Source organism: Bacteroides intestinalis DSM 17393 (genome assembly GCF_000172175.1).
In the GTDB taxonomy this organism is placed as follows: Bacteria; Bacteroidota; Bacteroidia; order Bacteroidales; family Bacteroidaceae; genus Bacteroides; species Bacteroides intestinalis.
On sequence record NZ_ABJL02000008.1, the window covers coordinates 1,126,653 to 1,144,832 of the forward strand.

The following is an 18,180-nucleotide window of genomic DNA, read 5'->3' on the forward strand; positions in this document are numbered from 1 at the left end:
AATGAAGAAAAATATTCTCATAGCATTGCTATTCATAGGAGGATTGACGGCTTGTAATGATAGTGATAACGAACAACCGGAAAATTTAGAATCCGTAAATATCTTTGTCTGTAGTGACGAATTAGCAATACCAAATGCCCTTGGATATCCTGTAACTAATTTCTCACAAATAAAATTATCGGAGATTAAGACAGGAGACGCACAGCCGGTTACTCTCACTCAAACTTATGACTATGAAGCTGGTCGGATAGCAAGCTTTACATCTCTACAGAAGTTTGCAGCCGGAGGAGAATCCTTTGAAATAGAGAACATTACCGATGTTGTTTATGAAGATCACAAAGTAATAGTTACAGATGAAATCAACAATGTATCTACATATACACTGAATGATAAAGGATATGCCGTAAGTTGTGTACGTCAGGAAATGGATGGGAAAGTACGCTCTTACACATTCAGTTATCTCACCAATACAGCCGGAAAATATTTTCTTAAGAACATAACAGAAACACTGAATGGAGATCGAATTTATTCCACAATCAATATTGATTATAACAATTATAGAGCATTACGCATCACCCAGCAGATTGATGTTTATGAGCAAACGTATATAGCCAGCACACCTGCTGATAATGAAATTGCCAACACGTCAGAGATTCCGTATCTATTCTTGACAGATCTATATCCCCTTTCATTCCACTCGGTAGCCATTTACGGGAAGTTCTTGGGAGATGCATACAATACTCTGATTACTAACCTCAGACCCGAAGATAACAGTGAAAGTAACGAAACCACGGCTTATAAATATAAATTCGACGGACGAGGTATCGTTACTTCCTGTGATGAGGTGACCAAGAGTTACGGAGACAACTACGAGCGTACCATAAAGTACACAATCGAATAAATTGAAATATTATTTCCTGAAGAATTTATCAAAGAAAAGAATTTGGTAATCGATAGAGTTATTCCAGTATTGCCCGTTATGTGCACCAGGACGAGTAATAAAGTCATGACTAATATTCTTTTCCAATAAAGCTTTATGCAATGCTTTATTTACTTCCAGAAAGAAATCTTTTTCGCCACAATCGATAATTAATGCCAAATCACCATCTGTAATCTTATCAATCTGGGTAATGACAGTGTGCTGGTCCCATAAAGCGCTGTCGGCCTCGTATTCACCGAGTTGTTTGCTCATCTCCCAATTCTTCGGGAATGGGCGGATATCCACTCCACCACTGGTACTTCCTCCGGCACCAAATACATCTTTATGACGGATTGCAAGCCACAAAGCACCATGACCACCCATGCTCAATCCGGTAATGGCCCTTCCTTTTTTCTCCGGAATTGTGGAATAGTTTTTATCTGTATAATTCACCAGTTCTGAAGCTACAAAAGTTTCATAGCGGTAAGCCGGATTCTTAGGACTATCCCAGTACCAACTGTTTTTACCATCAGGACATACAAAAATGATTCCTTTTTCATCTGCAATCTTAGGTAACTCCGGCTTAATACCTATCCAGGTACGTGCATTCCCACCATAACCATGCAACAGATAAACGACCGGGCAAGCCTCAGCTTTCTCTCCCAATGCTTTATCAGGAAGCACATACACTACCTGTACTTCCTTATTCATGGAAGGACTTTTTACCATAATAGTATCTACTCGTGCAGCCTGTGTTGCAACAACCGAAAACAGTAATAGAATACTGAATAAAATTTGTTTTCTTTTCATGTCTTTCATTCTTTAATAATCTCTATAAATAGGCAGCAATATTAGTAATAAAATTCAAAAAATTAGTAATTTTGCAATATAAACTATTCACAACCTATATGGAATTTATTATTATTCTATTTTTATTAGTACTGAACGGCATCTTTGCCATGTATGAAATAGCATTGGTGTCATCCAGCAAAGCACGACTCGAAACCCTTGCAGGAAAGGGAAACAAAAGAGCCAAAGGAGTATTGAAACAGTTAGAAGAACCCGAGAAATTTCTTTCTACCATCCAAATCGGCATCACGCTCATCGGTATTGTATCCGGTGCTTTCGGTGGTGTAGCCATTGCCGACAATGTAGCACCATTATTCGCCTCCATTCCTGGGGCCGCCCCCTATGCAAAAGACCTTGCCATGATTACAACAGTGGCAATCATTACGTACCTCTCACTCATCATTGGTGAATTGGTGCCCAAATCCATAGCACTGAGTAATCCTGAGCGATATGCAACTCTACTGAGTCCGGTCATGATTTTACTGACCAAAGTATCTTATCCGTTCGTCTGCCTGCTCAGTTTCTCAACCCAAATAGTGAATAAACTAATCGGATTGAACAATGGAGAAGAACGTCCCATGACACAGGAAGAATTGAAAATGATTCTGCATCAAAGTTCAGAACAGGGTGTTATCGATAAGGAGGAAACAGAAATGTTACGGGATGTATTCCGCTTCTCAGATAAGCGTGCCAATGAATTGATGACTTACCGCCGCGATCTTGTCGTACTATATCCCACATACACACGTGATGAGGTACTACACATTATCCGCGAACAACATTTCAGCAAATATTTGTTGGTAGAGAAAGGAAAAGATGATATTATCGGAGTAGTGTCCGTCAAGGATATTATTCTGATGTTAGGTAATGATCACCCTTTCGATTTACGTGGTATTGCCCGCCCTCCCCTGTTTATTCCGGAAAGTTTATATGCCAAGAAAGTTTTAGAGCTATTTAAGAAGAACAAAAATAAGTTCGGAGTTGTTGTAGACGAGTATGGTAATACAGCCGGCATTATCACCTTGCACGACCTGACAGAAAGCATCTTCGGAGACATTCTTGAAGAAAACGAAATGGAAGAAGAAGATATTGTCATCCGGCAAGATGGCTCGATGCTCGTAGAAGCTTCTATGAATATAGATGATTTTATGGAAGAGATGGGCATCCTGAGTTATGATGATCTGAAGGTGGAGGATTTTACCACACTAAGCGGTCTCGCCATGTTCCTCATCGGGCGGGTACCTAAAGCAGGAGACTTGTTCAGCTACAAGAACCTACAGTTTGAAGTTGTGGACATGGATCGTGGACGAGTGGATAAACTACTCGTTATCAAAAAAGAAGAGGAAGAATAGTGTGAATTTGTATTATATATTAACTTAAACCATTAAAGCAATGAAAAAAGTAATGATGATTGCAGCCATCGCAGCTGCATTGGTATCCTGCCAATCAAAAGGAACCCAGAACAATGATTCCACCGTAGATGAAGGAGTGTTGACAGTTGCCGGGAATGATTCTTCTGCCGTAGCCGTATACGAAGGTCTTCTTCCCGCTGCCGACGGTCCGGGTATCCAATACGTATTGAGCGTGGACAGTGTAGGTCCTGACGGAGAAAGTGGTTATACTTTGGTTACGACTTATCTGGATGCGGAAGGTCAAGGAAAGAATAAGAGCTTTACTTCCAAAGGCAAGAAGCAAGTCATCAAGAAAACAGTAGACAACAAACAAAAGACAGCCTACAAACTGACACCGAATGATGGTGACGCTCCCGTATACTTTGTAGTAGTGAACGATACCACTTTACGTTTGGTTAACGATAGTCTGCAAGAAGCTGTCAGCGACCTAAACTACGATATTATTCAAGTGAAAAAATAATCAGCAAAACATTTCATGTGAGAGGAGCTAAACAAGAGTTGGCTCCTCTTTTTTATTTCCTTTTAGATATCACACCGGAATTTCAAACTAACAAAACAATAAATCATATTTCTCACATCAAAACATACCGGTTGAAACAATATATATAATTATTGGAACAATATTTTAAGTCATGCATTACCTTAATGCGTACCTTTGTTCTATCGAATTCAATGAAATACAGAATCCCATGAAAAGAGTACTATTTATATTATTTTGCTTCACGACATTAGTTCAGGCACAAATTCCCACCAATAAGCGGGAAGTAATGCAGCAATTTCTATCAGGTACATTGGACGAATCGTATGTACCAGCAGCATTTTTCATGCATTTCGGAAAAGATGCACGCACCGGAGAAAAAGCTATAGATGCACATTTACGTTATTTTCTTTCCACTGGTATGGATTTTGTAAAAATCCAATTCGAACAAGGGTATGGACGTATTCGGATTGAGAAACCAGAAGATTGGGAACTAATTAAACCACTTCCCTCAGATTTCTTTACTCCAACATTAGAAATTATAAAATACATTTATGATATTGCCGGCGCTAATGCGATGATACTACCCACTGTTTATTCTCCACTTCAGATGCTGATACAAAGCGTAGGAGATAAAACTGTGATAGCATATGCTAAAACAGAACCGGAACGAGTGAAAAAAGCACTCGAATATTTTACTAAAGCACTTATCGGATATGTAAAAGCATGTAAAAAGATTGGTGTAGATGGATTTTACACACCTACACAAGGGGGAGAAATTAAATTTTATGAAGTTCCCGGATTCTTTGAGACCTTCGTTAAACCATATGACATAAGAGTCATGCAGGAATGTAATACCCAAACTCAGTTTAATATACTCCATATCTGTGACTACGAAGGCAAATATGACGATTTAACCCGTTTCGTGTCATATCCGGGCCAAATAATTAATGCACCCTGTGAAGTAGCCGACCAGCCTTTCAGTCTACAAGCATGCGAACAATTATTTAAGCGCCCGGCAATGGGAGGATTATATCGTAAAGGCGCTATATTAAAAGGAAGTTCTGATGAAATAGCAAAAGAAATATATGAACTAAAGAAAACTTTGAAAGGGAAACGATTTATTTTAGGGGCAGATTGTACAATCTTGCCTCAAACACCAATGGATAACATCAGAACTGCTATTAAAACATCACATCATACTTGTAATATAGAATAAATCATAGGCTTTTTAAATTCATAGTTAGTTGGTAAATAGGTATTATATTTTATAGGTTATTTTAGGTAGATTGTTGATCGAAAAGCGGTTGTTGTGAGACACCCGCTTTTTATTCTTTTGTATTCTCTAAATTATATAAATATCATGAATAAGAAATCATTTGCATCCACTATTATTGCAGTAATACTCGTTTGTCCGGTTTTGGCGGTGACACACACCTTCACACCAACCGATATTGATAGTTTAAAGGTCAAGATGTCTGACGGATCTTTACAACCTGGTGATACCTTGCTTCTACAAGATGGAACCTATTCCCATCTTGGTAAGGTTAGTTTTACAGGAAATGGAACAACAGATTATCCAATTATACTGAAAGCAGCGAATACCGGAAAGGCTATCATATCTGGAACAACAGAAATACGTATGTCAGGCAGTTATCTACAATTGGAGGGACTCTACTTTCATAAAGCTTGGGCATCTGATTTTGAGATGATAGAATTTCAACTGGATAAAGAACACCCAGCCACTCATTGCCGGATTACCCGATGTGCCATTGATGATTGCAATGACCCTGCCAAAGGAGAAAAACCGGGGGAGGAACTGAAAACTGGATTGGGCTACATGGAAACAATAATCGTATAGACCACTGTTATTTTGCCAATAAACGTGCCCGTGGATTGGTTATACAAATTACAGTAGAAGACGGTGGAGATCACAATCACCACCAGATAGATCATAATGTATTTGGTTATCGGAAACCCTTCGGGGGCAATGGTGCGGAAATCATACGCGTAGGTAACTCTTGGTCATCGCAACTGCCTTCCTACAGTATCATCGAAGAAAATATATTCTATCATTGTGACGGAGAAAATGAGATCATTTCAGTAAAATCCGGTTTCAACATCGTACGCCGTAACTTGTTTTACGAATCGCGTGGCGGATTAGTATGTCGTCACGGTCACAACAATATTATAGATTCCAACGTAATCATTGGCAATCATCTGCCTGCTACTTTGGGCATCCGCATCATCAATCAAGGACATACTGTCAGCAATAATTATGTGGAAAGTGTAACAGGCAAAGGCTCCGGTGCCGCCTTCATATTACGCATGGGAGTATATGAACGCCCCAATACATCCGAAGATTATGAGGACGAAAAACTTAAATCGTATCATCGGGCAGCAGATATTGACATTGCTTTTAATACTTTTGTTGATTGTACCGAACTGAACTTTGGAGATGGACGAGGAGATAAGGAACCACGGAATGTACGTTTTGCTCATAACCGAATTTATTCTCCGAATACTGTTCCCAATATCAAAATCAGTAATCCTACTATATTTCCCGGCATTACATTTATCAATAACTTCTGTCAGTTCAAAAATAATGAATCACCCAATATAAAAGGATTCCAATTTACTACATTCAACATTGAGCAAATAAAAGCTCAACGGCACCAAGCTGTTTCCCCCATGGATTGCGGAACCTCTTGGCACAACGTTGAGCTAAGTGAAATGAAGACTCTTACAGAATTAATGAATTAGTAGTCCATCACCAATGTAATTTCACCTGATGTCTGGATAGAATCCTCTTTTACTATCCGACAGGCAGGTGTACTAAGAAAGTCCTCTCCGTCTCATATCGTATTTCTCCAATTTATACTCATAACATCATTCTACCTTTAATGCAATCTTTTGTTTCGGAAGCCCCTTAGATTCTACTGTAAGCAGTACTTTTCCCTGTTTCATATACTGGCTACGCAAAATGACTAATGCCAAACCGTTATAAGCATCTCTTTCTGATAATTGGAATGGTAATAAGCTTGTTGCATCTCCATTATCCGTAGCTATAATCTCAGCAGGCCCTGTTACAGAAAACTTCAAATGATTCTTAGAACGAGGCACAACACGACCTTGAGAGTCCACAACAGCTACACGAATAAATGATAAATCAGTACCATCACTTTTAAGCTCTGTTTTCTCTGCCGTTACCTGTAAAGCGGCTGGTTTTCCAGTGGTCTCTACAAGCTCTTCCGCCCATTTTTGACCGTTTTTATAAGCTATGGCTTTCAAACTTCCCGGTTCATAACGTACATCATCCCAGGTCAAACGGTCATACGAATGAGATTTCTCTCTACGTCCCAGTGACTTACCATTCAAAAACAGTTCAACAGCATCTCCCGAAGTATAAATATGAACGGGAGTTATTTCACCAATCCGCTCTTCCCAGTTCCAATGAGGCAATATATGCACAGTGGGCACATCAGGACGCCAATAGCTCTTATAGTTGTAATAACGATCCTTCGGAAAACCACATAAATCGACAATACCAAAATAAGAACTGCGAGAAGGTGTCTTAATTTTGCCTAACTCTTCCAATTCCTTTCGAGCCTTTTCTAATTCATTCGGATCACTGAAGTTTAACAAATTGGTCAGGTCTTTATTATAAGGGGTAGGCTCACCCAAATAATCGAATCCGGTCCACACAAACTCACCACTCATGAACGGATATTCTTCATTCATTTTAAATTGAACCTCAGGAGCACATCCCCATCCTATAGTTGTCATATCATATGATGAAAGTTGGAAACCGGAACGACTATCATTAACGTCAGTAGTTACCGGGAAGAAATATTCCCCACGAGAACTCGTTGCAGACGAAGTTTCACTGGCATGATAACAGCGAGTAGGATTCTGCTCTTTGAAAATCGGATAAGTTTTATGGAAATAGTTCAAACCGAATATATCCACCTGATTCACAATATCCCGGAAAACGGCGTCCCGCTTATTACACCCTAAAGAAGTAGGCCGTGTGGGGTCTTCATCATGATAGTAAGCTGTCAGGTTACGAGCAATTATGACTCCCTGATCAGTCGTCTGATCAGGCATTTCATTACCTATGCTCCACATAATTACAGAAGGATGATTACGATAATGACGTACCAACGAACGCATATCTGCTTCACTCCAATCATCAAAAAGAAGATTATAATCATTCTTGCGTTTCCCCTTTTGCCAGGTATCAGCTAATTCAAGCTGCATCATTAGTCCCATACGGTCACAGAGAGCAACCAACTCCGGTGCCGGTGGGTTATGTGAAGTACGAATGGCATTTGCACCCATCTCTTTCATGATACGTAACTGCCTTTCGGCAGCCACTTCATTAAAAGCAGCGCCCAAAGCACCCAAATCATGATGCATACACACACCTTTAATAGCTACCTTTTGTCCATTCAGCATGAAACCTTGGTCATGGTTAAATTCAATTGTACGAATTCCAAAAGAAGTTTCATAACTATCCATTTCCTTTCCATCCATGAACACCCGGCTGACCGCTACATAGCAATTCGGAGTATCAATATCCCACAACTTCGGTTTATCTACTTTAAATTGAAAGCGTACACTCGACCAGCTATCTTTTTTAATCGCAATATCCTTAGTCATACTTTGAGTCACTTCTTCCCCCACAGGACGTCCATCTTTCCCTTGCAGATATACACTTGTCTGCAACTTTACCTGAACATCTTTTCCTGCATGATTCTCAATATTCACTCCCATTTCCATAACAGCAATTTCTGAATCAACCTGCTGGTTTCGTACAAAAGTTCCCCATTGTTCCACGTGGACAGGAGACGTTTTCACTAACCATACATTCCGATAAATGCCACTACCCGGATACCAACGTGAAGTATCGTCCGGATTATCCAATCGAATAGCCAGCACATTCTTTTGTCCTGCCTTTATATAAGGTGTCAGATCAAGACGAAAAGAAGCATAGCCATAAGGCCATCCACCCACATATTGCCCGTTACACCACACAGAAGCGTATGACATCGCCCCATCAATATCAAGATAAATTTGTTTCCCGGCATCATCCTGCGATAATTCCAGCGTTTTACGATACCAGCGTATCCCCCAATAAGGTAATTTTCCAGTCGAACCGTTATAGTCAATATTGAAAGGCCCTTCAATAGCCCAATCATGGGGTAAATTCAGATGTCGCCATTCACTATCATCAAAGTCAGATTTTACATAGCCTATATTTTCTCTTGGATTGCCTTCCGGTCTCTGATACCTCTTCCCGAATATAATAAAGTCATTGGCACAAGGTAATAAATAAGGCTTTAGTTGAGAGTAATGTAATGCAGCACCTGTCCTATCCGGATCATCTATCTGATAACGCCAATCACGATTAATGTTTATGCGCTCACGCACCATTGAAGTATTTGCACAAACAACATCTTGCCCCACAATGAGTATAAAACTCAATAAAATAAGAAATCTGTTTTTCATATTATTCTGTTAAATTGTTAACCCAACAAAAGTAAGGAATAGAAAAATAGACGGTTATCAATATTATCTATGTTTCTGTTAATACTGTCTCAAATGTCTTTTAATGTGGGTCTTATTTATCAACTTTGTATGCAAATTGCATGTTACTAAAAACAATATCAATTCATAGTTAATAACCAACAAATTTAAAAAGCCATGTACAAATATTCTAAGGATGGAGTTTCCGTACTCACAGTATTAGATAAAAGAAAACAAAAGATGAATGGATTATTCCCCGTAAAAGTACAAGTTATCCACAACAGAAAACAGAAATATTACTCCACCGGACAAGAAGTTTCTATTAGAGACTGGGAAGTATTACCATACACCAAAAGTCGCCACTTATCAGAAATACGGCGTAACATCGAAAATAGTTTTTCTTTAATCAGGCAGCAAGTCGAATTTCTATCTTTTCAAGGTGAATTTCATTTTGACATCCTAAATGCACGCTTAGGCAGATACTCTGATTTTTCAGTCAATGCCTTATTTCATAAAAAGTTGGAGGATTTAAAGGAAAATGGACAAGCCAATACTTATCTGTCTTATAAAGGATCACTAAACAAAATAGAACAGTTTGCAGGAAAACACATTTCTTTTCATGAAATTACCATCAACTGGTTAAACCGTTTTGAGCATCACTTATCCGCATCAGGAATCAGTTACTCCAGTATGGGATTCTATTTCAGAAACTTAAAATGCATTCTTAATATAGCACGTAAAGACGGTATCATTAAGGAAAGTCAGTATCCTTTCGGAAAAGGGAAATATGAAGTACCCACCGGATGTGGACGCAAATTAGCATTAACCCTGAAAGAAATCAAGAAAATTATTACTTATAATGATGGAACCCCAAAGACTGAATTTTATCGTGATCTGTGGTTTTTTTCTTATTTATGTAATGGTATTAATTTTCGTGATTTATTATATCTGCAATACTCCAATATCATCAATGGTGAAATCTGCTTCATACGTGCAAAAACAGCCCGAAATACCAAACACAGTAAGATTATCCATGCAGTCATCACGCCCGAAATGCAAAAGATAATAGAGAAGTGGGGCAATCCACCCACGTCACCCGAAACTTATATCTTTCCTTTTGCTACCGGAAAAGAGAATCCTTTTGAAAGAGTAAAACTGGTAAGAGAAGTGGTCACCGAATGTAATCAGATACTTTACAAGATTTCGCATAAGACAGGCATTCCACGCGTCACGACCTATGCAGCACGTCACTCCTTCGCAACAGTGTTAAAACGCAGTGGCGTCAATATTTCCTATATATCCGAAAGTCTTGGACATTCCAATTTAGCCATTACAGAAAACTATCTCGCAAGTTTTGATGTTGAAGAAAGGAAAAAGAATTCAATACTCTTAACAAGGTTCGATCTATAAAACAAATATATATATGTAAATAGCATGTTCCGTAGTGACGGACAAAAGCCATTTCAATTTCTTTCTTTTCATAAAATCAGAAAGATAACTGCTTTTCGTAGACAGAGTTAAAAATGATGTATTGATATTATGTAAAAACAATCTATTATGAACAACTCAAAAAGAATTCCAGGTGAAATCCCTTGTTAATTTAAGTCTAATTTTAAAAAGTAGTTTAATGAAAAAGAAAGAACACAAATCGAAATCGCTGTTATGGCGGTTTTTCCTCGTTCTGTTTGCATTTTCTATGAGTCTTAATCTATATGCTCAGGAAATAACAACAACTGGTACGGTTGTCGATCAAAATGGGGAACCTCTAATTGGAGTAACGGTTTCCGTTATGAAAGGTAATAATGGGACAATTACTGATATTGATGGTAACTTTTCTATTCAATGTAACAAAGGTGCTACATTGAAATTTAGCTATATTGGCTATAAGGATGCAACACAGGTAGCGATGGGTACTAAAATGAATATAGTACTGACGGAAGACGCTCAGGCATTGGATGAAGTTGTAGTCATAGGTTACGGTACAGTAAAGAAGAGAGATTTGACAGGTGCTATCTCCACTGTAAATGCCAAGACGATTGAAGAACGCCAACCGACTGATATCTTTCAAGCATTACAGGGGGAAGTGTCCGGTCTGCAGATTTCCAATAACTCAGGTGCTCCTGGGGATACAGGTACTATGCTGATTCGTGGTGCTTCTACTATGGGATCAGGTGTTACTCCGTTATATATTGTAGACGGTGTGGCAGTAGATAATATTTCTACTATCAATCCTGCCGACATTGAAAGCATGGAAATTTTGAAAGATGCTGCTTCAGCCGCTATTTATGGTTCACGTTCGGCTGCTGGTGTAATTATCATCAGTACTAAACGTGGTAAAGAAGGTGCTCCTGCCAGAATTTCGGTGAAGTACAACCACTCAATGAAGAAGTTAGGACATAAGATTGATCAGGCAAATGCATTTGAACGTTATTTGAAAGAAAGAGCCGGTAATGCAGGAACTTCTTTATGGAAAACCAGTAATGACTCTTTGCATCCTAACTTCATGGCTGATAACGACTATCAGGATTTGATTACTCGTATGGCTCATTCTAACCAAGTTGATATTAATATCAGCGGTGCAAAGAATAAAATGAGTTATTATACAAGTATTGGTTATTTGAACGAACAAGGTATTGTACTAAATAGTTATTTGAATCGTATAACTTCCAGAACTAATGTTGATTTCGCAGTATCGGATCGTTTCAAATTAATGAGCCGCTTTAATGTGGCTTATACGGATAAGAATAACATTAATACCGGTGGTGTAATTAATCAGGCATTACGTCGTCCGCCACAAATGGCGCTTTACTTCCCTGATGGATCTTATGTATATAATAATGGTGGGCAGTTCAATCCGATAGCTGATGCCTATGAACGTGTTAATAAAAGTGTTTCTTATTCAGTTTCTTTGTATCAAGGAGCGGAATTCCAGCTTATGAAAGGCTTGATCTGGTCTGCCAATGTACAGGGTGAATTGAAAGTCAACCGTAATGACCAGCTGATCCGTGGAGATTTGGTTTCTTCAGGTATCAGTTCCGGTTCTAATGATGCAAAAATCCCTCGCAAATTATCTGCGGAAACTTACATTAACTTTGCCAGAGATTTCAAAGATCATTCAGTAGGTGCTATGTTCGGTACCAGTGTCGAGGATTGGCGTGATGAAACATTCCACTTAGAAGGTAGTGATTATGTATCAGAGTCGATTCTTACTTCTAACGCTCAGCAGGTGAAAGATTTGACAAAAACTAAGACTACATATGAAAGTCATGCTATGGCATCTTTCTTCGGACGCGTAAACTATAGTTATAAAGGAAAATATATATTTACGTCAAATCTCCGTTATGATGGTTCTTCACGTTTTGTTGGTAACCGTTGGGGGCTATTCCCATCTGCATCTATTGCATGGCGTGCATCTGATGAATTCTTCTTTGATTGGGCAAAACCTGTGTTGACTGATGCTAAATTCAGACTTAGCTGGGGTACCAATGGTAATGAACGTGTAGGTAACTATGAATCAATTAACCAATATAATATTGGTTCATATTATAATGGTGTCATCGGAGTTACCCAAACGGATAAGTTGGCCAACCTTGATTTGAGTTGGGAATCAACAGAACAAACTAATATTGGTTTGGATGTGACATTACTTGACGGACGAGTTTCTTTAGTAGCGGAATATTATATCAAGAAAACAAAAGACTTGTTGGCCGATGAAGTAATCCCTTCAGAATTAGGTGTTAGTAGTATGCGCGTCAATATGGGTAATATTGAGAATAAAGGTATTGAGCTGACAATAAATGCAACTCCTATTCAGCTTCGCGATTTTTCATGGCAGACCACTCTTACCTATACTAAAAACAAAAATAAAGTATTAAAGCTATCGGAAGGCAAAAGCTTTGTGGAAGACGGTAAATACTTGATTGAAGAAGGTTCGCCTTTGGGACAATGGTTTGGACAAAAAGCTTTGGGCATTTATGCCACAGATGAAGCAAATGCATATATCAAGAATAGCGACGGTTCGTTTGGTGATCGTTTGATTCCTGTGTACCAAAGAGATCCGAATAACTATAATAACTATATTTATGGTTCTAACGGTAAACCCATTTTCTCACATTATGAGACAAAAGGAGGGCAGAAATATACAGGTGATGTAGGTCAAATGACTACCGCAGGTTCAGTGAGCAAAGGTGGTGATATAATCTGGGATGATTTGGATCATGATGGTGTAATAGGTGACTCGGACAGACGTATCTTGGGTAATGGTATGCCTACATGGTATATGGGATGGACTAACTATTTGAATTATAAGAATTTTTCATTATCCTTCTCGTTTTATGGAAGTTTCGGTAACAAGATTTATAATAAACAACGCCGTGACCTGTTACAGAATTCATCATCGAACATGACTCCATTAGCAAGAGACTGTTATCGTTTGTGGAAATATCAAGGACAAATAACAGAAGTTTATAGTAGTGCCAAAGCAACAACTGGTGTAAACAACGCGCGTGAACTTTCTTCTTTCTTTCTGGAAGATGGCGACTATATTCGTCTAACAAATGCTCGTTTAGCTTATAGGGTTGACCGTAATTTTACTAAGCGGTTCCACATCTCCGATCTTCAATTGTACGTATATGGAAACAACCTTCTGACCTGGACAAAATACAAAGGATTTGATCCGTCAAGTATTTCCAACAGTAATGTGCTTCGTCCGGGTATTGATAACGGACGATATCCTACCGCAAGAGAAATTGGTTTCGGACTAAATGTTAACTTTTAACTTGTAAAAACTTATGAAAAGATTAAAATATTTACTGATCGCCGGTGTCAGTCTATTGTTCGCTTCTTGTGAGAACTTCTTAGACAGACAACCCGAAAGTTCGCTATCGGGCGAAACTTTCTGGACTTCAGAACAGGATTTGAAAACCTGGAATGCAGGTATGTATGACGGTCTGCAATCTACCTTACGTACAAACTGGTTCTATTGGGGCGAACTTCGTTCCGGTGTGTATGCAGAACGTGGTACGGCTTACGACCGCAATTTACTATACAACGGTTTAAATTCTCAGTCGGGATCTTCCAGTTGGAGTGATCTTTATAAAACAATTTATCGTGCCAATGCAGCTATTAAGCATATTCCCACTAGTCCTATAGGTAGTTCTGTATCTGCTCCATATTTAGGTCAAGCTTATGCAATGCGTGCATTGATGTATTTTTATGCTATACGTGTATGGGGCGGTGTACCTAAAATCACTGAACCTATGGAAGATGTCTCTTCTCAGGAACGATATTATGGAAGAACTTCTGTAGAAGAATTAAAAGCTTTTATTCTGGAAGATATAGAGAAAGCATTAGAATATATTGGCGCTTCTACAGATATGTCCAGTGCCAGTAAATACTATTTAAATCGTGGAGCTATTATGGCATTGCGTGTAGATGTATTGATGTGGTATAAGGAATATGACAAAGCGCTTGTAGCAGCTAATGACTTGCTGACAAACTATAAATACAGTCTTGAACCGGCATCTACCTATTCCAGCATGTTTTTAAATCCATCAAGCTCTAAAGAGATGATATTCAATCTTTTCTGGAACTATGAAGAAGATAGCAACGGCTTTGGATATGCTCAGGAACTTGCGTCAGGTTCAAACACAATCCGATATCATCCGACAAAGGCATATTATAAGGAGTTGGTATCCCGTAAGAGAGAAGATACCCGCGTCACTATGATTATGGATACATTTGCTATCAGCTATTTCATTACTCCTGACGAGATGATAGACGAATCGTATGAGAAAGCAATGAACGGTGATTATGGTAATGCCGCTAATTTCCAGATTAAATGCCCGAAATTCACAGAATACGGAGCGACTGCTAATGATGGCAGGCCTGGATATTCCTATGTTGCTAACGGATCATGTTCTACCCATATGCCAATTTATCGCTTAGCAGATATATTGTTGCTAAAAGCTGAAGCTTTAGTATTAGGTACACATAAAGATTATCAAGGCGCGATTAATATCGTCAATCAAATACGTGAACGTGCAGGCTGGGAAAGTACTGCAGTTTTAGAGGATTACCCAACCGAAAAAGATCTGATTAAGTTGATTATTGATGAACGTACCATTGAGCTTTGGGCAGAAGGTAAACGTTGGTTTGATTTGGTACGCAATGATATGGTAAAAGAATACTTAGATCCATATTTGCAGAATGAAGACTTGGGTGATCAGAGAATTCCGGAAGGTTTTGTTATTGGTGCTGAGAAAGAAGCTAATCAGATTGGCGGTTACGGCAGAATTTTGTGGCCTCTGAATCAGGATGTATTCCGTAAGAACCCATCTATGAGAGGACAACAGAACAAGCCTTATGAAGAATAACAATAATGTCTTAAACAATAATGAATATGAAAATCTTTAGATATTTTATAAGCCTTGCCTTATTTTGCATTTCACTGAGTTCATGCACCTTGTTTGATCTTGATTTTCAAAGTAACGAGGAATATGAAGCAAAAAAAGCGGATAATAAGGTAAATATGACAATCTGGGAATTTATCCAGAGCCGTCCTGATATATTCAGTTCTTTAATTGAAGGTATTCAATATGCCGGAATCGAAGATCTGTACAAAGAAGCAGGAAATACGCATATATTACTGACCAATAGTGCTCTTAGCAGCGGGGATAACTGTTTTTGGAAGAAAAATCCGGTGATGCTTCCAGGAGCTACGGAAGCCGCAGCTGCTACTGCCTGGGAGCAATATGACAAAAAAGTGGTAAAAGAACTGCTAACTTATCATATTGTAAGAGGAGAATGGTCATATTTTAATATAGATTCTTCGGACCGCTGGATCGGGACTTATGGAGAAGGTAGCTTTTCCTACAGCAAAGATGGGCAGACGCTTCAAGGAGATACTGCAGTAATGTGTGTCAAAGCCGGACATGACCGTAACCTACCGCTTCAGTTGAATAATTTTGAATGGAACTTCAGAGGGTTGCTGGCTGCATCTTCCGGTAGTTGCCGCACTACTAACATTCATGCACGTGATGGTTATATCCATGTATCTGACTGGTGGCAACCTCGCCCATCGAGATATTTTTTGGGTCAAGAATAAATTAATAATATAGAAACGTATGAAAAAACTAGTATTCAATATCGCTATATTAATATGTGTGATCTTCACTTCCTGTTCAGACGATGACAGCGTAAATATTGTTTCATTGAACACTTTCGGCACAAAGTTTTGCCGTAATGATGTGGTGAAAGTGTTTGTTTCTGCCGAACTCAGTGATGATACAGATGTTAGTTATGAATGGGGATGCGATGGTGGAAGCATGACAAATCCTCAAGGACTATTTGAGAATGTATGGAAAGCTCCGAATGAAGCCGGAACTTATGAAATCTGGTGTACGGTGAAATGTGGGGGTAAGAAAGAAACCCGTCGTTCTAAAATGACTGTACTGGACGAGCTGTTTTATTCTAACTTTGAAACTCCTTATTATAATGAAGGCTGGTCTAATGCATCTATGACAGTAGCATTTGACGCTAATAAGGGAACGAATGGTGCAGTTAAACTGACTTCCACTAAAGCCGACGGCCGTTTTGCCCGTAGCTGGAATAATGTATCTGTTCCTTTCTCCACACAAGTGGACTATGCAGTAAATGCTTGTCCTTCAGATAATAATTTTGCAGAGATCCGTATTGAATTTGCCCGTATCAATAATGCCACGTTTTATGTAACTAAGGCATGCTTTACAACCTACCCCAAAACAGGAGCATGGAAAGCAACTTATACCACAACCAATGTGACAACAGGAGAGACGACAGATATTACAATAGATGAAGGTACGGATACGGCAAACTTTAAATTTAAAAAGGACGCTTTCAAAACAATTGCAGTATCAATCGATGCAAATAAGAAATTCATAGTTTACTATGATGGCAAGAAATATTTTGAGAGCAGTGCATTAGCCAGTGTGCAGGAGCAGTATTATGTATCTCGCTCTGGTTTCGGATTGGACAACAAAGTCATTATTTTTGCCGACAATCTATTTGTATTTGATAACGGTACAATCTGTACAGCCGAACCTCGTGAAAGATAAATAATCAATCTCATTCATCGAAAAAGGAGAGAATATTGGACATACATATTGTGTTTGAATATTCTCTCCTTTTTACTAATATTATAAAGATATGAAATATCGTATTCTAGTTTTATTATCAGTTATTCTGGTTTCATTGGCAGGAATAGCACAAGATAATGTGACAGGAGTTGTCCTGAATGAAAAAGGTAAACCGGTCAAGAAGGTAAAAATGCGGGTAAAGGGGCGTATGAAAATGCTTTCCACTTCATCAAAAGGTACATTTGAACTGGGTAATGTGAAAACAGGCGATACACTGTTGGTCTATCCTAACAGAAAGTTGGTGGCTTATGTGCCTATGTCAGGAATTCCAACTTATACCATACATTTGGGGAAGAATTCATTGTGCTATGCCACGAGTGAAAAAACAATAACCTGCATGTATCAGAAAATACCGGAACAGACCTATAACAGTAATATTATTACTTATGAGAGAATCCAGCAATTAGACGTCAACAATTTAATAGATTTGCTGCGAGGTAATATTGCCGGATTGCAGATTAATTATTCAGACGGACAAATGAAGGCCTCAATACGGGGAAGTTCATCTTTTGCTCTCAGTACCGAACCGCTTTTCATTGTAGGCGGAACCGAATATAATTCATTGGAAGAAGCCAATAATGCAGTGTCAGTAGAAGACATACGAGAAGTCGAGATTAAAAAAGATGGTTCTGAATACGGTATGAAAGGAGCGAACGGTGTTATTATCATACGGATAAAATGATCCTTCACTAACTTTTCTGTCATGAAAAACATCTTAAACTGATTCTCCCATAAAATGAAGTTGTTTTTTGGGAAATTATTATCTATTGCAATAAAAATGCAAACTTTTGAGATGCAACTGATATTAGGTTAATAAAT

The 18,180-nt window shown here is 38.6% G+C and carries 14 protein-coding genes; 12 read left to right on the plus strand and 2 right to left on the minus strand.

Annotated elements, in window-relative coordinates:
• Window position 1 precedes the first annotated feature (1 nt).
• Entirely contained in the window at window positions 2-901 is a 900-nt protein-coding gene (locus tag BACINT_RS13990) for a DUF4595 domain-containing protein (protein ID WP_007664201.1), read from the plus strand.
• Window positions 902-910: 9 nt separating this feature from the next.
• Here the strand turns inward: BACINT_RS13990 and BACINT_RS13995 are convergent, their stop codons facing one another.
• Window positions 911-1,729 carry an alpha/beta hydrolase gene (locus BACINT_RS13995; protein WP_044155269.1) on the minus strand — a complete coding sequence of 273 codons (819 nt, stop codon included), beginning with the start codon at window positions 1,727-1,729 and terminating at the stop codon, window positions 911-913.
• Between the two features lie 98 nt (window positions 1,730-1,827).
• Here BACINT_RS13995 and BACINT_RS14000 point away from each other — a divergent pair, with 98 nt between their 5' ends.
• The 5 genes from BACINT_RS14000 (at window position 1,828) to BACINT_RS23335 (ending at window position 6,421) form a co-directional block, all read left to right on the plus strand.
• A complete protein-coding gene (locus BACINT_RS14000) occupies window positions 1,828-3,120 on the plus strand; it encodes a hemolysin family protein (protein WP_007664205.1) in 1,293 nt (430 codons plus the stop codon).
• Between the two features lie 40 nt (window positions 3,121-3,160).
• Window positions 3,161-3,640 carry a copper resistance protein NlpE N-terminal domain-containing protein gene (locus BACINT_RS14005; protein ID WP_007664207.1) on the plus strand — a complete coding sequence of 160 codons (480 nt, stop codon included), beginning with the start codon at window positions 3,161-3,163 and terminating at the stop codon, window positions 3,638-3,640.
• Between the two features lie 229 nt (window positions 3,641-3,869).
• A complete protein-coding gene (locus tag BACINT_RS14010) occupies window positions 3,870-4,877 on the plus strand; it encodes a uroporphyrinogen decarboxylase family protein (protein ID WP_044155270.1) in 1,008 nt (335 codons plus the stop codon).
• Window positions 4,878-5,021: 144 nt separating this feature from the next.
• Window positions 5,022-5,519, plus strand: coding sequence for a chondroitinase-B domain-containing protein (locus BACINT_RS24725; RefSeq protein WP_007664213.1), 498 nt, complete (start codon window positions 5,022-5,024; stop codon window positions 5,517-5,519).
• Entirely contained in the window at window positions 5,516-6,421 is a 906-nt protein-coding gene (locus tag BACINT_RS23335) for a polysaccharide lyase 6 family protein (protein WP_262481990.1), read from the plus strand. The genes BACINT_RS24725 and BACINT_RS23335 overlap by 4 nt, the downstream gene beginning before the upstream one ends.
• 126 nt (window positions 6,422-6,547) lie before the next feature.
• On the opposite strand, the gene galB is transcribed toward BACINT_RS23335, so the two are convergent.
• Entirely contained in the window at window positions 6,548-9,169 is a 2,622-nt protein-coding gene (galB, locus tag BACINT_RS14020; protein ID WP_007664216.1) for a beta-galactosidase GalB, read from the minus strand.
• A 195-nt stretch (window positions 9,170-9,364) separates the two neighbouring features.
• Here galB and BACINT_RS14025 point away from each other — a divergent pair, with 195 nt between their 5' ends.
• The 6 genes from BACINT_RS14025 to BACINT_RS14050 all read left to right on the plus strand — a co-directional run bounded on the left by BACINT_RS14025 (window position 9,365) and on the right by BACINT_RS14050 (window position 18,043).
• Window positions 9,365-10,597 (plus strand): site-specific integrase, encoded by a 1,233-nt coding sequence (locus BACINT_RS14025; RefSeq protein ID WP_007664218.1) that lies wholly within the window; start codon window positions 9,365-9,367, stop codon window positions 10,595-10,597.
• A gap of 217 nt (window positions 10,598-10,814) precedes the next feature.
• Window positions 10,815-13,964 carry a SusC/RagA family TonB-linked outer membrane protein gene (locus BACINT_RS14030; RefSeq protein ID WP_007664221.1) on the plus strand — a complete coding sequence of 1,050 codons (3,150 nt, stop codon included), beginning with the start codon at window positions 10,815-10,817 and terminating at the stop codon, window positions 13,962-13,964.
• Window positions 13,965-13,977: 13 nt separating this feature from the next.
• Window positions 13,978-15,561 carry a RagB/SusD family nutrient uptake outer membrane protein gene (locus BACINT_RS14035; RefSeq protein WP_007664222.1) on the plus strand — a complete coding sequence of 528 codons (1,584 nt, stop codon included), beginning with the start codon at window positions 13,978-13,980 and terminating at the stop codon, window positions 15,559-15,561.
• A 26-nt stretch (window positions 15,562-15,587) separates the two neighbouring features.
• The gene (locus BACINT_RS14040) at window positions 15,588-16,292 is read left to right on the plus strand and encodes a hypothetical protein (protein WP_021968236.1); all 705 of its coding nucleotides are present in this window, start codon (window positions 15,588-15,590) and stop codon (window positions 16,290-16,292) included.
• Between the two features lie 19 nt (window positions 16,293-16,311).
• Window positions 16,312-17,280, plus strand: coding sequence for a hypothetical protein (locus tag BACINT_RS14045; RefSeq protein ID WP_007664224.1), 969 nt, complete (start codon window positions 16,312-16,314; stop codon window positions 17,278-17,280).
• A 91-nt stretch (window positions 17,281-17,371) separates the two neighbouring features.
• Window positions 17,372-18,043, plus strand: a complete 672-nt coding sequence (locus BACINT_RS14050) for a TonB-dependent receptor plug domain-containing protein (protein ID WP_007664225.1) — start codon at window positions 17,372-17,374, stop codon at window positions 18,041-18,043.
• Window positions 18,044-18,180 lie beyond the last annotated feature (137 nt).

What these genes read in the sequence shown, in the direction of transcription:
- BACINT_RS13990 (WP_007664201.1), top strand. Translation starts at nt 2, where the DNA reads ATGAAGAAAAATATTCTCATAGCATTGCTATTCATAGGAGGATTGACG.
- BACINT_RS13995 (WP_044155269.1), bottom strand. Translation starts at nt 1,729, where the DNA reads ATGAAAAGAAAACAAATTTTATTCAGTATTCTATTACTGTTTTCGGTT.
- BACINT_RS14000 (WP_007664205.1), top strand. Translation starts at nt 1,828, where the DNA reads ATGGAATTTATTATTATTCTATTTTTATTAGTACTGAACGGCATCTTT.
- BACINT_RS14005 (WP_007664207.1), top strand. Translation starts at nt 3,161, where the DNA reads ATGAAAAAAGTAATGATGATTGCAGCCATCGCAGCTGCATTGGTATCC.
- BACINT_RS14010 (WP_044155270.1), top strand. Translation starts at nt 3,870, where the DNA reads ATGAAAAGAGTACTATTTATATTATTTTGCTTCACGACATTAGTTCAG.
- BACINT_RS24725 (WP_007664213.1), top strand. Translation starts at nt 5,022, where the DNA reads ATGAATAAGAAATCATTTGCATCCACTATTATTGCAGTAATACTCGTT.
- galB (WP_007664216.1), bottom strand. Translation starts at nt 9,169, where the DNA reads ATGAAAAACAGATTTCTTATTTTATTGAGTTTTATACTCATTGTGGGG.
- BACINT_RS14025 (WP_007664218.1), top strand. Translation starts at nt 9,365, where the DNA reads ATGTACAAATATTCTAAGGATGGAGTTTCCGTACTCACAGTATTAGAT.
- BACINT_RS14030 (WP_007664221.1), top strand. Translation starts at nt 10,815, where the DNA reads ATGAAAAAGAAAGAACACAAATCGAAATCGCTGTTATGGCGGTTTTTC.
- BACINT_RS14035 (WP_007664222.1), top strand. Translation starts at nt 13,978, where the DNA reads ATGAAAAGATTAAAATATTTACTGATCGCCGGTGTCAGTCTATTGTTC.
- BACINT_RS14040 (WP_021968236.1), top strand. Translation starts at nt 15,588, where the DNA reads ATGAAAATCTTTAGATATTTTATAAGCCTTGCCTTATTTTGCATTTCA.
- BACINT_RS14045 (WP_007664224.1), top strand. Translation starts at nt 16,312, where the DNA reads ATGAAAAAACTAGTATTCAATATCGCTATATTAATATGTGTGATCTTC.
- BACINT_RS14050 (WP_007664225.1), top strand. Translation starts at nt 17,372, where the DNA reads ATGAAATATCGTATTCTAGTTTTATTATCAGTTATTCTGGTTTCATTG.